General features: G+C 65.9%; 13 protein-coding genes. 7 read left to right on the forward strand and 6 right to left on the reverse strand.

Translation table 11 applies throughout. The annotated features are described in order from the left end of the window. Both PMN64_RS19495 and trhA read right to left on the reverse strand, forming a co-directional pair. On the reverse strand, positions 1–606 hold a 606-nt coding region (locus tag PMN64_RS19495; protein WP_411781789.1), incomplete at its 3' end, for an SDR family oxidoreductase. A 252-nt stretch (positions 607–858) separates the two neighbouring features. Then, positions 859–1,554 (reverse strand): PAQR family membrane homeostasis protein TrhA, encoded by a 696-nt coding sequence (trhA, locus tag PMN64_RS19500; RefSeq protein WP_304496771.1) that lies wholly within the window; start codon positions 1,552–1,554, stop codon positions 859–861. A 196-nt stretch (positions 1,555–1,750) separates the two neighbouring features. Between trhA and PMN64_RS19505 the strand changes: the two genes are divergently transcribed. After that, complete coding sequence (locus tag PMN64_RS19505; protein ID WP_411781790.1) at positions 1,751–3,214, forward strand: YcjX family protein; 1,464 nt, start codon at positions 1,751–1,753, stop codon at positions 3,212–3,214. Then, positions 3,211–4,242, forward strand: coding sequence for a YcjF family protein (locus tag PMN64_RS19510; RefSeq protein ID WP_411781791.1), 1,032 nt, complete (start codon positions 3,211–3,213; stop codon positions 4,240–4,242). Before PMN64_RS19505 ends, PMN64_RS19510 begins: the two co-directional genes overlap by 4 nt. A gap of 135 nt (positions 4,243–4,377) precedes the next feature. Here the strand turns inward: PMN64_RS19510 and PMN64_RS19515 are convergent, their stop codons facing one another. After that, the gene (locus PMN64_RS19515) at positions 4,378–5,928 is read right to left on the reverse strand and encodes a glycosyltransferase family 39 protein (protein ID WP_411781812.1); all 1,551 of its coding nucleotides are present in this window, start codon (positions 5,926–5,928) and stop codon (positions 4,378–4,380) included. A gap of 220 nt (positions 5,929–6,148) precedes the next feature. On the opposite strand from PMN64_RS19515, the gene PMN64_RS19520 reads away from it, so the two are divergent. The 5 genes from PMN64_RS19520 (at position 6,149) to PMN64_RS19540 (ending at position 10,498) form a co-directional block, all read left to right on the forward strand. Continuing rightward, positions 6,149–7,894 (forward strand): adenylate/guanylate cyclase domain-containing protein, encoded by a 1,746-nt coding sequence (locus PMN64_RS19520; RefSeq protein WP_411781792.1) that lies wholly within the window; start codon positions 6,149–6,151, stop codon positions 7,892–7,894. Positions 7,895–8,055: 161 nt separating this feature from the next. Beyond that, complete coding sequence (locus PMN64_RS19525; protein ID WP_028342505.1) at positions 8,056–8,283, forward strand: hypothetical protein; 228 nt, start codon at positions 8,056–8,058, stop codon at positions 8,281–8,283. A gap of 208 nt (positions 8,284–8,491) precedes the next feature. Beyond that, complete coding sequence (locus PMN64_RS19530; protein WP_411781793.1) at positions 8,492–9,691, forward strand: molybdopterin-dependent oxidoreductase; 1,200 nt, start codon at positions 8,492–8,494, stop codon at positions 9,689–9,691. An 11-nt stretch (positions 9,692–9,702) separates the two neighbouring features. Then, complete coding sequence (locus tag PMN64_RS19535; RefSeq protein ID WP_085970707.1) at positions 9,703–10,014, forward strand: c-type cytochrome; 312 nt, start codon at positions 9,703–9,705, stop codon at positions 10,012–10,014. A gap of 283 nt (positions 10,015–10,297) precedes the next feature. After that, complete coding sequence (locus tag PMN64_RS19540; RefSeq protein WP_016842427.1) at positions 10,298–10,498, forward strand: cold-shock protein; 201 nt, start codon at positions 10,298–10,300, stop codon at positions 10,496–10,498. A 202-nt stretch (positions 10,499–10,700) separates the two neighbouring features. Here PMN64_RS19540 and PMN64_RS19545 read toward each other — a convergent pair whose 3' ends face one another. From PMN64_RS19545 to PMN64_RS19555, 3 genes are all read right to left on the reverse strand, one after another. Beyond that, a complete protein-coding gene (locus PMN64_RS19545; protein WP_411781794.1) occupies positions 10,701–12,773 on the reverse strand; it encodes a tetratricopeptide repeat protein in 2,073 nt (690 codons plus the stop codon). A 225-nt stretch (positions 12,774–12,998) separates the two neighbouring features. Next, positions 12,999–13,619, reverse strand: coding sequence for a hypothetical protein (locus PMN64_RS19550; RefSeq protein WP_411781813.1), 621 nt, complete (start codon positions 13,617–13,619; stop codon positions 12,999–13,001). A gap of 123 nt (positions 13,620–13,742) precedes the next feature. Beyond that, positions 13,743–14,207, reverse strand: coding sequence for an Lrp/AsnC ligand binding domain-containing protein (locus PMN64_RS19555; RefSeq protein WP_018273295.1), 465 nt, complete (start codon positions 14,205–14,207; stop codon positions 13,743–13,745). Positions 14,208–14,266 lie beyond the last annotated feature (59 nt).

A 14,266-nucleotide genomic window follows, 5' to 3' on the forward strand; every position in this document is an offset into this window, starting at 1 on the left:
GGATTGCGGGCCCTTCGGGATCGAGCGCAGCATGTTGGTGTCGACGCCCTGCGGGCAGAGGATCGAGACCTTGATGTTGTCGGCGCGGTGCGAGATCGCGAGGTTTTCCGCAAAGCCGACCGCGGCGTGCTTGGTGGTCGAATAGGCCGGGCTGCCGACCTGCGACAAGAGGCCCGCGGCCGAGATGGTGTTGAGGAAATAGCCGCCGCCGCGCGCCTTCATGCGCGGCACCAGATGCCGCGCGGCATAGACATGCGCCATCACATGGATCGCCCAGCTCCGCGACCACGGCTCGTCCGAGGTGCCGCCGGCGTTCACCGACAGCGGATCGAAGCCGCCGCCGATGCCGGCATTGGAGCAGAACAGCGCGATCGGGCCGAACATGCGCTCGGTCTCGTCGATCACGTGCAGGATGTTCTTCTCCTGCCCGACGTCGCATTTGAAGGCGGCACCGCCGACCGTGGCCGCGACCTTCTCGGCCGCGCCATGATCGAGGTCGACGACCACGACCTTCGATGCGCCCGCGGCGTGGAATGCCTCGCACAGCGCCTTGCCGATGCCATTGCCACCGCCGGTGACCACCACAACCTTACCTGCCACCTGCATGGCCATCCTCCCGATATCTTTGCTTGCACACTGTCGCTTTACCCACTCGCTCCTGCGTGACCCGTCACCCCCGCGCAACGGCGAAGCCGTTGTCGCTGGAGGAGCGCGGCACGCGCGTCTCGAAGGGTCGACGGCCACCAGCCGGGCCGTGCATCCTTCGAGACGCGCTCCGCGCTCCTCAGGATGACGGGACAAAGCGCAACGGGCGTATCACGAAGCATGATAGCCCATTCGCCGCAGATGGCGAGAGCTTCAGCTGGCCAGCACGACGTCGAACACCGCCGTGTAGTGGCAGGCGGCCCCGAGCAGCACGAAGCAGTGCCAGATCGCGTTCTGGAAGCGCAGCCGGCGCCAGGAGTGGAAGATCACCCCCAGGCTATAGAGAATACCGCCCGCCAGCACGAAGCCGAGCGCCATCGCCGGCAGCACCCTGACGACGGCGTCGTAGAGCATGATGCCGCTCCAGCCCATCGCGAGATAAAGCCCGACCGAGAGCCGGTCGAAGCGGCCGGGATAGCGCAGCTTCAGCCAGATCCCGACGATCGCCACGCACCAGACCCCGGCCAGCAACGCGATCGCGAAAGTGCTGTCCTTCAGTTCCACGATGAACGGCGTATAGGTCGCGGCGATCAGCAGATAGATCGCGGAATGATCGAAACGCCGCAGCACCCATTTGGCGCGCGACACCGGCCAGAGATTATAGGTCGCCGACAGCACCAACATCGCGAGCAGGCCGGCGACATAGACCGAGACCACGGCGATGTCGAACGGGCCGGCATAGACCGCGGTCAGCACGATCAGTGCGGTGGCGGCGACCAGCCCGAACGCGACGCCGACGAGATGAATGACGCCGTCGGCGATCAGCTCGGCACGGTCGTAGTTCCACAGCGCGGCGCCGGCCGCGTGGATCGAGGTCGAGGCAAGTTGCTTCAGGCGGAAGACCGTCATGCAGGCTTTCCCGTGGGCCGATAGACGATGGGTAGCGCGGGCATGGTGACGCGTTCAATTCCCTTGCCCCCTGACAATCCCCTCGCCTGTAAAGGCGCCGGAAATGTGAAGCTTGATTTTGGCCCGATAATCGCCACTTTGCGGGTGATCGCCCGCCCCTTTTGGTCCCTCCTGCCGGGTTTTTCGTTAACCCTCCATGCCCCCCAGCTTCACTGATATCGTCGAGGAAGCCCGTCTCTCGGCGCGGGCGCTGCTCGACTATGGCGAGGGATTCTTCAACCCGACGGTGCGGCTCGGCGTCACCGGCCTGTCGCGCGCCGGCAAGACCGTGTTCATCACCGCGCTGGTGCACGGCCTGACCCGCGGCGGCCGCTTCCCGGTGTTCGAGGCCTATGCCTCGGGGCGGATCGCGCGCGCCTATCTCGCCCCGCAACCCGACGATGCGGTGCCGCGCTTCGCCTATGAGAACCATGTCCGGACATTGGTCGAGGAGCGGAGCTGGCCGAGCTCGACCTCCGACATCTCCGAGCTCCGTCTCGTGATCGAGTATCAGCGGCAAAATGGCGCGGACCGCACGCTGACCCTCGATATCGTCGACTATCCCGGCGAGTGGCTGCTCGACTTGCCGCTGCTCAACAAGAGCTACGAGCAATGGTCGGCGGAAAGCCTTGCGCTGTCGCGCGAGCCGCTGCGCGCCAAACTCGCGGCGCCCTGGCACGCCCATCTCGCGACGCTGAAGCCCGAGGCCAGAGAGGACGAGCAGGCCGCGCTCACCGAAGCACGCCTGTTCACCGACTATCTGCGCGCCTGCCGCGACGAGCGCTTCGCGATGAGCCTGTTGCCGCCCGGCCGCTTCCTGATGCCCGGCAATCTCGCCGACACGCCGGCACTCACCTTTGCGCCACTCGACGTGCCCGCAGGCGGCAGCGCGAGTGACGGCTCGCTATGGGCGATGATGCGGCGGCGCTTTGAAGCCTACAAGGACGTCGTGGTGCGGCCGTTCTTCCGCGACCATTTCGCGCGGCTCGACCGCCAGATCGTGCTGGCCGATGCGCTCGCCGCATTCAACGCCGGCCCTGAGGCGCTGCACGATCTCGAAGCCGCGCTCGCCGGCATTCTCGACTGCTTCCGGATCGGCCGCAGCACGATCCTGAGCGCGCTGTTCCGGCCGCGCATCGACCGCATCCTGTTCGCGGCAACCAAGGCCGACCATCTGCACCATCAGAGCCACGACCGGCTGGAGGCCGTGCTGCGGCGGATCGTGGCCAAGGCCGCCGAGCGCGCGGAATATGCCGGCGCCGACATCGACGTCGTCGCGCTCGCCGCGGTGCGCGCCACGCGCGAGGCGCAGGTCCAGCGCGGGCGCGACCGGCTGCCGTCGATCCTCGGCACGCCGGCGCCGGGCGAGGTCGCCAATGGCGAGCGGCTTGACGGCGAGACGGAGGTTGCGACCTTTCCGGGCGACCTGCCCGACAATCCGGAGGAGCTGTTCAACGGCGGTTTCCGCGGTCTCTCAAACTCAGACACAGAGGCCGCAGACTACCGCTTCCTGCGCTTCCGTCCGCCAAAGCTGGAACGAAACGGCGATGCAGAGCCGGCGCTGCCTCACATCCGCCTTGACCGCGCCCTCCAGTTCCTGATCGGAGACAAACTGCAATGAACGAGAAGACGCCCCCGCGGCGGCCGGCGACGTTCAAGCTCGACGATCCCGGCGTGGTCGTGATGGATCCGGACGACGGCGGCCGCCTCACCCGCGGCACGATCCAGATCGTGCCCGAGGCCGAGCCCGCGCAGCTCCCGGTCCCGGTTGATACGCCGCTGGTGCCGGCGCGCCGCGGCTTCCGCTGGGGCACGCTGTTCTGGAGCGCGGTCGCGGGCCTCGTGGTGCTCGGCACCGGGCTTGGCGTCATCAATCTGGTTGAGGATCTGTTCGCACGCAATGAAGGCCTCGGCGTCCTCGGGCTGGGACTCGCCGTCATCGCCGCGGTGGCGCTCGCGGTCGTCACGACGCGCGAGCTGGTCGGTCTGGCGCGGCTTGCGACCATCGAGAAGCTGCATCTGCGCGCCGCCGAGGTGCTGATCAGCGACGACCGCGCCGCGAGCCGGGTGATCGTCGCCGATTTGCTCAAGCTCGCGCACCAGACCCCGCAGCTCGCCCGCGCCCGCAGCACGCTGCAGAGCCACACCGACGACATCATCGACGGCGCCGACATGATCCGCCTCGCCGAGCGCGAGTTGATGACGCCGCTCGACGAGGAGGCGCGACGCTTGGTCTCGACCGCCGCGCAACGCGTCTCGGTCGTGACCGCGGTCAGCCCGCGCGCGCTGTTCGACGTGCTGTTCGTGTTCGTGGCGAGCTTGCGGATGATCCGCCAACTGGCGCGGCTCTATGGCGGCCGGCCCGGCGCGCTCGGCATGATCCGCCTGCTGCGCCACGTCATCGCGCATCTCGCCATCACCGGCGGCATGGCCGCCAGCGACAGCCTGATCCAGCAGATGCTCGGTCACGGCATCGCGGCAAAACTGTCACAACGCCTCGGCGAAGGCATGCTCAACGGCCTGTTGACCGCCCGGCTCGGCCTCGCCGCGATCGACGTCACCCGCCCGCTTCCCTTCAACGCCCTGCCGCGCCCGGCGCTAACGGATCTCGCGAAGGACCTGATCCGCAAGCGCGAGGAAGAGGAATAGCGCTTCTCCTGAGCGAGCAGTGCTCGTTGCTGCGCCCTCTCCCCTTGTGGGAGAGGGCAACTCAGTTGTTCACCACGCCCGCGCTTGGGTGAGGGGTCTCCATCCATACGCACCTCGCCCGCGGAGAGAGACCCCTCATCCGGCAGCCTTCGGCTGCCACCTTCTCCCACAAGGGGAGAAGGTGATCTCGCAACGCTCCGCCAGCATCGCCAGCACCCGCCAGCGGAAAAACGTCGTGTCCGGCGGCGGCGACAGATCGGGCGTCCAGCCGCTGATCTTCTCCAGCGAATAGGTGTCCATCACCATGCCGCGCCAGCTCCGCGTCACGCGCTCCAGCGGCTGGCGCACCGCCGTCGTCTCGCTCCACAGCGGCAGATTGTTCTCGGGCTCGCGCCCGACATAAATGCCGGCGTGGTCCCTGATCTTGCTCATGCCGGGATCGGCAAAGCCCTGGAAGCGGCCGCGCTCGTTGATTTCGATGACCGTCACCTTCCCGCGCAGCAACCAGCGCAGCATCGCATAGGTGCGGTAATCCGTGGTCGCGACCCAGGTCGCGCCGGTCGCCTCTACCTGCGCCAGGGTGCGCGCGGCCACCACATCGTAGCCCGCCTCGGTGCCGATCGGATCGGTGTGGCCGATCAGATTCCACGGCGCGAACATGTAGTAGAGGAAGACGCAGACCACGAACACGATGCCTGATGTGATCGCGGTCCGCGCCCAATAGACCGTCGATTTGACGAGCCCGACCGACCAGCCCTCGAACGGCATCCGCGTGACGTTGATGGCAACCGCCGCGAGGCCGGCCGGCCACAGGAACATCGGCCAGGTGTCGCCGACCCGCAGCGTCAGGGACTTCCAGAGGAAGTAGATGAACGGCACCAGCACCGCGGTCGCCAGCAGGATCGCAACCGGCTCGCGCCTGGTGTAGCCGCGCCATGCCGTCAGCGCGGTGCCGAACAGCGTCACCGGCAGCAGCACGAAGCCGACCAGGCCGAACTGCATGCCGACGAATTCGCCGACGGTGCGCAGCGTGAAGGCGCGCTCGGCGGTGGCGCGCACCGCCTGGAAGCGGAACGAGGCCCAGTCGTGCCCGGCATTCCAGATCAGCACCGGCGCGAACACGATAATCGCGATCAGCGCGGCAAGATACGGATACGGGCTGCGCAGCCAGCGCCAGCGCCAATCCGGCACCAGCGCAAAGGCGAGCACCGCCGGCGCGAACATGATCGCGGTGAATTTCGACAGCAGCGCCAGCCCGGCAAACAGCCCCGCGGCGAGCCACCAGCGCCCGTCACCACTTTGCGCAAGCCGGACCAGCGACCACAGCATCGCGACCGAAAACGGGATCAGCGCCGTATCGGGCGCGACCTTGGCCATCAAGAGGCCGTAATACAGCGCCGCCTCCGGCAACAGCAGCGCCAGCATCACGGCGCGGACGTTGTTGGCCGTCACGCGGCGGACGATGTCGGCGAGCAGGAGCTGGGTGGCCAGCATCGCCACGATGCCGCCGAGGCGGACGCCGAGATTGGTGTCGCCGAGGATCGCGGTGCCGAAGCGGATGAACCAGGCAACCATCGGCGGATGGTCGAGGAACGACAGCACGTTTTCCTTCGACCAGGTCCAGTAATAGGCCTCGTCGGTGCGCAGATCGAGCACATGGGCGTAGACCAGCCGCATCGCGGTCATGGCAACGATCACGGCGATGACGCCCCGCCAGTCCGGCGCGCGCGAACGGGCCGGCTTAACGCTGTTGTTATCGGCTCCAGGTTCGGCTTGGGCTATCGTCACGGCGCGCTTTTTGTTCGACTCTTAACGGAGTGTCAACGTGCCGCGCGGCCCGCTCTCACGGCTGGTCCGGACCCGCGACGGTGTTCAGCGCGGGAATTAACCACTAGACTTGCCGATCATGAATCACATGGCCTCCCCCTCGCGCGAGCATTTGCAGGACATGGCCCGCGGTATCGGCCTGCGGCAGGTCCGCATCGTCACGGGGGCGATCATGTTCGCCTACCTGATCAGCCATTTCCTCAACCACGCGCTCGGCAATATCTCGACGCAGGCGCTGGCGATCGGGGTCTACTACCACACCGAATTCTGGCAGTTCCTGCCGGTCGCGATCGTGTTCTACAGCTCCTGCCTGGTGCATACCGGGCTCGGCATCTGGGCGCTCTATCAGCGCCGCGAGTTCCACTGGAAGGCGATCGAGCCGCTGCAGCTGACGCTCGGCCTCAGCATCCCGATGCTGATCGTCGCCCACGTCGTCGGCGTACGGCTCGGCCAGACCCTGTACGGGCAAGAGAAGCTCTACCCCCAGGAGCTGTACACCTTCTTCATCGCCTCGCCGAACCGGCTGTGGCAGATGCTGGCGGTGCTGGTGATCGCCTGGGTGCATGGCTGCATCGGCCTGTATTTCTGGCTGCGGCTGCGTCCGTTCTTCAAGCGCGCCGCGCCGTTCCTGCTCGCCGGAGCCGTGCTGATCCCGACCCTGGCGATGCTCGGCATCTACCAGGGCGGCCGCGCCACGATCATCGACTATCAGGACCCCGACTGGCGGCGCGAGGAGCTGTCGGTGCAGAAGCTCGGCACCGCGGCGCAGGGGACCACGCTCGAGAAGATCACCGACGACCTGACCATCGGCTATCTCGGCTTGCTCGGCCTCGTGCTGCTGGCGCGCGGCGCGCGGGCCCTGCTGGAGCGCCGCGGCGGCATGATCGCGCTGTCCTACGGCAACGGCCGGACGCTGCGGGTACCGAAGGGATTGAGCGTGCTGGAAGCGAGCCTGCGCTACAATGTGCCGCATGCGAGCGTCTGCGGCGGCCGCGCGCGCTGCTCGACCTGCCGCATCCGTATCATCGGCGATCACGCCGGATTGCCCGAGCCCTCGCCGCGCGAAGCCTTCGTGCTGCACCGGGTCGGCAATGACGATCCGTCGATCCGGTTAGCCTGCCAGTTGCGGCCGACCGCCGACCTGAATTTCTTCCAGCTGTTCCTGCCCAGCACGACGTCGGCCAACGCGCACGCCGCCAATCCGGCACGGGTCGGCCAGGAGCGCTATCTGGTCAGCATGTTCGTCGACATGCGCGGCTCGACGCAGCTTGCCGAGAAGCGGCTGCCGTTCGACACCGTGTTCATCGTCAACCGCTTCCTCGGCGCGGTGTCGCAGGCGGTGCTGGAAGCCGGCGGGCGGCCCAACCAGTTCATCGGCGACGGCATGCTGGCGCTGTTCGGGCTTGCCACCGACCGGCAGGTGGCCTGCCGCCAGGCATTGTGCGCGGCGGCGCTGATCGCAACCCATATCGACGAGCTGAACCAGTTCCTGAGCCACGATCTGCGCGAGCCGATCCGCTTCGGCATCGGCATCCATGGCGGCGAGGTGATCGTCGGCGATATCGGCTATCGCGACCACATGGTGTTCACCGCGCTCGGCGATGCCGTCAACGTCGCGGCACGGCTGCAGGACATGACCAAGGCGCTGGCCTGCGAGGCGATCATCTCGGACGAGGTGCGCGTCACCGCCGGGCTGGCCGACGATGCCCTGCCGACGCAGGAGGTCGCGATCCGCGGCCGCAACGAGCCGATGACCGTGCGCACGGTCGAAAAGACGCAGCTCCTGTCGACGCTGGTCGACGACCGGCGTGCCGTCGCGGCCTGACCGGTTCATCCCCCTCTTTCCGAATGTGACCTGCCGCACATCCGGCGGTGCGTTCAGCAGAGATGCTCGAACGTGCCCGGTGCCGGATGCGACTGACTGGCGATGGGTAACACTGCAACCGCGCCGCGACAGAGCTCAACGCGCATCTGAAGGAGAAGACCATGTTTCGCAAAGTCACGCTCGCTCTCGCCACTGCCGCAACCCTCGGTGCCGCCGCGCTGGCGCCGACCGCAGCTTCGGCCAAGCCGTTCTTCTGGCATCCGCATCACCATCACTTCTGGGGTGGCCCGGGCATTGCCGTCGGCTTCGTCGACTCCGGCTGCTACGCCACCCGCCTGGTGCTGACGCCCTACGGCTATCGCTATCGCACCGTGAACGTCTGCTATTGATCGAACCTTCTACTTGGATGGAAACGCCCCGGTCGTCCACGCGACCGGGGCTTTTCGTTGTTGCGACGCAACGCTGCGAAAGCTCAATTGACTTGCCGTTCCCCGGTGCGACATTTGGGCTGCGTGCATTCCATGATGCGAAGGCGCGCAAGGTAATCTGGGGCTGGTGATGACCGGCTCACGACAGAACAGCTTCGGAGGAAGCGGGATGCTCGATCGACGAGACTTGATGAAGCGCGCCGGATTGGCCGCTTTGGTGACGGGGCTGGGATCAAGGGGCGCATTCGCCCTCGACACCGTGACGCTGCCCTTTGGCAATGGCGAGCGACCGCTGGTGCGCTACCCGCAGAAGCGCCCGATGATCGGCCTAACCGCCCGCCCGCCGCAGCTGGAAACGCCGTTTGCGGTCTTCAACGACGGTCCGCTCACGCCGAACAATGCGTTCTTCGTGCGCTACCACCTCGCCGACCTCCCCTACAATCTCGATCCGGACAAGTTCACGCTGGAGATCAAGGGCAAGGTCGACAAGCCGCTGAAGCTGTCGCTGAAGGACATCAGGAAGCTGAAGGCGACGGATATCGTTGCCGTCAACCAGTGCTCCGGCAACAGCCGCGGCTTCTTCAGTCCGCGCGTCGCCGGCGGCCAGCTCGGCAACGGCGCGATGGGCTGCGCGCGCTGGCACGGCGTGCCGCTGAAGACCGTGCTCGACATGGCCGGCGTGCAGGCCGGAGCCAAGCAGGTCACCTTCAACGGCATGGACGGTCCGGTCAGCGACAAGACGCCGGATTTCATCAAGGCGCTCGACATCGACCACGCGCGCGACAGCGAGGTGATGCTGGCCTGGGGCATGAACGGCGAGGACCTGCCGTTCCTCAACGGCTTCCCGCTCCGCCTCGTGGTGCCCGGCTATTACGGCACCTATTGGGTGAAGCACCTCAACGAGATCACCGTGATCGACAACGTGTTCGAGGGCTTCTGGATGAAGTCCGCCTACCGGATACCGGATACGCCGAACAACGCGGTCGAGCCCGGCACCGCACCGAAGGCGACGATCCCGATCAATCGATTCACGGTGCGCTCGTTCATCACCAGCGTTGCCGACGGCGCCAAGCTGAAGGCCGGCCGCACCATGCTGCGCGGCATTGCCTTCGACGGCGGCAAAGGCATCAAGGAGGTGATGGTCTCGACCGACGGCGGCAAGAGCTGGACGCCGGCCAAGCTCGGCAAGGACCTCGGCAAATACGCCTTCCGCGAATGGAAGCTGCCGGTGAAGCTCGCGGCCGGTCCCGCAGAGCTGAAGGTGCGCGCCACCAACAATGCCGGCGACACCCAGCCGATGGATCCGTTGTGGAATCCGGCCGGCTATCTGCGCAACGTCGTCGAAACCGTGCGCGTCACCGCGGCGTGAGGAGAAGCATCATGACCAGCAAGCTGCTTCCATCCCTCGCCGCGATCGCCATGCTGTCGATCGGCGCCGCCGTCGCCGCGCCCGTGAACTACACGGTCCCCGAGGAGACCGCGGCCTTCAAGCCGGGCCCCAACCTCGAGGTGGTGCAAAACAACTGTACCGCCTGCCACTCGGCCGACTACATCAAGACCCAGCCGCAGGGCGAGAAGTTCAAGAAGGATTTTTGGCAGGCCGAGGTGACCAAGATGATCAAGGTCTACGGCGCGCCGATCGACGAAGCCGACGTCGGCAAGATCGTCGAATACCTCTCCGCGACCTATTGAGACGCAGCCGGTTGATCCCCGCGCGCCAGCCGAAAAGGCAGCGCGCGGGACGATCGATCCAATTCGGTACACTGGAACCGATCCGTTTTTGCAGCGCATCAATTGACCACGAAACGGGCAATCCGGCGTCAAACCCCCGCAAAGCGGGTTGTTTCCGGTCAAAAACACACCGTCGTTTGATCTACCCAGCTTTTTTCAAACTGCTATCCTGTCGTTGCGGACAAGCCGGTTTGTGCGGGGGCCGGCTGGTCTGTTTTCGATTGATTCCGCGGAGACGACTGGAATGCCCAAAGGTACAGTGAAGTGGTTCAACCCGACGAAGGGCTACGGATTCATCCAGCCCGCAACGGGCGGCAAGGACATTTTCGTGCATATTTCAGCAGTTCAGAAGGCTGGCCTTCAGACCCTGAACGAAGGCCAATCCGTCGAGTACGAAGAGATCGCAAATCGCGGCAAGACGTCAGCCGAGAATCTCAAGGTCTAGCGTATTAGCGCCAGATCCGGCGGCGCACTCTCGGATACCGTCCGGGAGTGGGGGCCGACCCAACATCAGACAACGTGACGTTCGGCGGGGCGGGCACGATGCCCGCGCGCCACGGCGTTGAGCTTTTTTCGGCCGCCCTCGCCCGCGCGCGCCGACGTTCATCCTTTGCTCCAGCAAAGCGCGCGGCCGCCGAGTTGCCGCGTCACAGGCAGGTGCCGCTCTGGCCGTTGCCGCACGGCACCCGCTTCGACAGCTCCTGAACCTTGCGCTTCGACTCGGCCTGCGCCAGCACGTCGAACACGCTTGACGGCGTGAGCTGCGTTGCCTTGCGGAAGTCCTCGGTCGCCTTGTCGGCATGGTTGAGCGCCTCATGCGCCTTGGCGCGGGCGAACAGGCCCTCAACCGTCTCCTTCTGCGCAATCGCCCGGTCGAGATCCTCGACCGCCTTGTCGTAGTTGCGCAACGCCGACCAGGTGATGCCGCGTAATGTCAGCGCCGGCTGATAATCGGGCCGCGCAGAGAGGATGAAGTTGAGATCCTTCATCGCGTTATCCGGCTTCTTCAGCCCGAGATAGGCCCGGGCGCGGAGCACATGCGGGAAGGCATCGTTGGGCGCCCGCGTGATGATCTGGTCGAAGGCGGCGATGGCACGGTCGTACTGGGACGAGGTCAGCATCGCGAGCCCGCGGCCGAGCTGGGCCGTCGAATTGTTCGGGCTTCGCTCCAGCACAGCGTCGATATCGACCAGCCCCTCATCGGCACGGCCCTTGAGCATCAGCGCGAGGCCGCGCCACGATTTGGCGACCAGATTGGTCGGCACCAGCGCCAGGGCCTGATCGAAATCCAGCAGCGCCTTGTCGAGCTGGTTGAGGCCGATATGGGCGAGCCCGCGCTCGGTAAAGGCGAGCGTCTCCTTGGCATTCAGCGAGATCGAATGATCGTAGTCGGCGAGCGCGTCCTGCACCTTGCCGGTGCCGGCCTTGACGAGGCCGCGCGCCAGATAGGCCAACGAATTGTTCTGATCGAGCGTGATGGCACGGCCGGCATCAGCCATCGCCTCATCGAACTGCCGCATGCCGGCGGCATTGAGTGCGCGGGACGCCAGCAGCTGCGGATCGTCCGGCTTGAGCTTGAGCAGGGCATTGAGATCGTTGCGCGCGTCCGCCAACCGGCCGAGCCTTGAATAGGCCAGTGCACGCAGGCGCAGCGCAGCCTCGTTGCGGGCGTCGCCGCCCAGTACCTGGGTGAGATTGGCAACGGCGCCCGCATTGTTGCCCTGTGCGACGAACTGCTTGGCCTGCTCGACCTGCTGGTTACCCGCCGCCGGCGCGGCTGGCCGCGCCGCCGTTGCACCCGGCGGCGGTGCGGCCTGCGGCGGCGCCGCGCCGCCTGCGGCCTTGGCGAGTTCGGCCTGCATCGCGACCGCCTGCTGGCGCTGCTGCTGGATCTCCTTGTTGTCGGGAAGAACCGTCAACAGCCGGTCGAAGTCGGCAATCGCGCGGGCATAGTCGCCCTTGGCGCTGTAGAGCTGGGCTCGGGCGAAGTAAGCGTTGCGCTCGGCCTGCGGCGCCTGCGCGATGGCGCGCGAGAAATCCTCGATCGCGCGATCCATGTCGCCCTTGCGGCGATAGGCCTGACCGCGCCAGTAGAACGCATTCGGCGTGCCGGCGTTGACGGCAATCGCGGTGTTGGCGTCCGCCAGCGCCGCATCGGGCTGTCCGGATTCGACATAGGCCCGCGCACGGCCGACATGCGCGGCGGGGAGATCCTGCCGCAACGTGATTGCCTGGCCGTAATCCGAGATCGCATCGCTCCAGGCGTGCTGGTCGGCGCGCAGATTGCCGCGCGCCAGGAAGCCGAACGGGTTCTTCGGCTCGAGCTCGATCGCGCGATCGAAATCGGCGCGGGCCTGATCCGGGCTGCCCTTGCGTTGCTGGACATAGCCGCGCGCGATCAGCGCCGGCACGAATTGTCCATTCAGCTGCACCGCCGCATCGGCATCGCTGAGGGCCTGATCGATCTTGCCGCGCGCAATGTCAAATCGCGAGCGGCCGGTGAAGGCCTTGGTGCGATCCTCGGTGGAGCGTGCGGTATCGTTGATGATGCCTGAGCACGCCGCCTCGGCCTTGTCCGTCGGCGGCCCGCTGCAATCCTCGACATCACCCGCGCGCGCCGGGCCGACGAGCACAGGCCCAAGCAGCAACGCAAGCGCCAGCAGCTGTGGAAAACGAACGCCGCCGGCGGCGGCATCAATGCAGATCGAACGTGAACGCATGTGGTAGCCTCGGGTTGACCGAATGCTGCCGGTGTTAACGCGTCACTTGGTTCTTATGGTGATCGGTGCTGAACGTATTTTTTGGAACCATATCGTTCGAAGCTTACTGCTCCAAGCTTAGTGTTCGAACTTTGGCGTTCGGTTCCAGCGTCACGCGGAACGCTATATCCCTGCGATCAATGAGGATGGAACAGCGCGGAACGCGCGCCCGCAAAGCTCAGCCGTTCAATCTTCCGTCACCCATTTGGCGACGGTCATGACATCAGGCGGTTGCAGATAGCCGCGGGGCCAGAGATCGACGGCCCATTCCACCTTGGTCGCGCGCTCGACGAGAACGGCGGTGTTGTGCGGCGTTTGCGCCAACGAAAATCCGCGGTAGTGGGGATCCCCGACGTCATGAAACCTGAACAGGTTCCACGCCTGCATCACCAGCATCAGGCTGGTCGTGTTCCGCGTCGTGTCCCAGCAATCATAATTGTGTTTGTCGTCGTTGGCGCGGAAGTCCGCTTTCGCCACGCGCTTGTCGGTGCCGAGGATGGGCCCCATGCGGCGGTCGAACCAGATCACGGCCTTTTGCACGGCCGCGCGTTCGGCGGCGGCATTGGCGCGGCCCGCGGCCATGATCTTGGTCAGGGCCGCCCGGTCGGCTGCGCTGAAGTCGAGCATCTCGCGACGCCGGCAGACGAAGCCGTAACAGACCGTCATCCCCGTCGCCGACGGCGGATAGATCGAGACCGAGGAATAAAGCTGCATGACGCCCGAGCTGAGTTCGGCCGCGCGGGCCGGAGCGGCCGCGGGCAGCGAGAGCATGAGCAAAGAAAGCGCGCCGGCAAATCCGGCCCGCATCGCTCGTATCGGCTGATCGGCGTCTTTCATGATCCACTGCCCCAACTCAACCAAAGGATTATCGCGGGTGCGTCGCGATGCCAAGACATCCGGCGCATGGCTGTGGATCGCATCGGCTGCATGTCAGCCGACCGGCAGCGGCGCGTCGCGCTTGACTTCCTCCATCACCGCGTAGGTTCGCGTCTCGCGTACGCCCGGCAGCGCCAGCAGCGTCTCGCCAAGAAACCTGCGATAGGCGGTCATGTTCGCGACCCGCGCCTTGACCAGATAGTCGAAGCCGCCGGCCACCATGTGACACTCGAGCACTTCCGGCGCGGTCTGGACCGCCCTGGCGAACTTCTCGAATACGTCGGGCGTGGTCTTGTCGAGCAGTACCTCGACAAACACCAGCAGGCCAAGCCCGAGCCGGTGCGGATTGAGCCGTGCGCCATAGCCCTCGACGAAGCCGTCGCGCTGCAGCCGCTTCAGCCGCTCGCCGACCGAGGTCGGCGACAGGCCGATCCTCTCGGCCAGTTCCACATTGGCAATCCGGCCATCCCCTTGCAGGATCGAGAGGATTTTGCGGTCAGTCTTGTCGATCTCTGTCATATCTACGGTAATTCTCTAATTGATCCTGATTTTCTAAGGCAAATCTGCTAATTTGTCTA

Origin of the sequence: Bradyrhizobium sp. UFLA01-814 (assembly GCF_046718885.1) — a bacterium.
Lineage (GTDB): Bacteria > Pseudomonadota > Alphaproteobacteria > Rhizobiales > Xanthobacteraceae > Bradyrhizobium > Bradyrhizobium elkanii.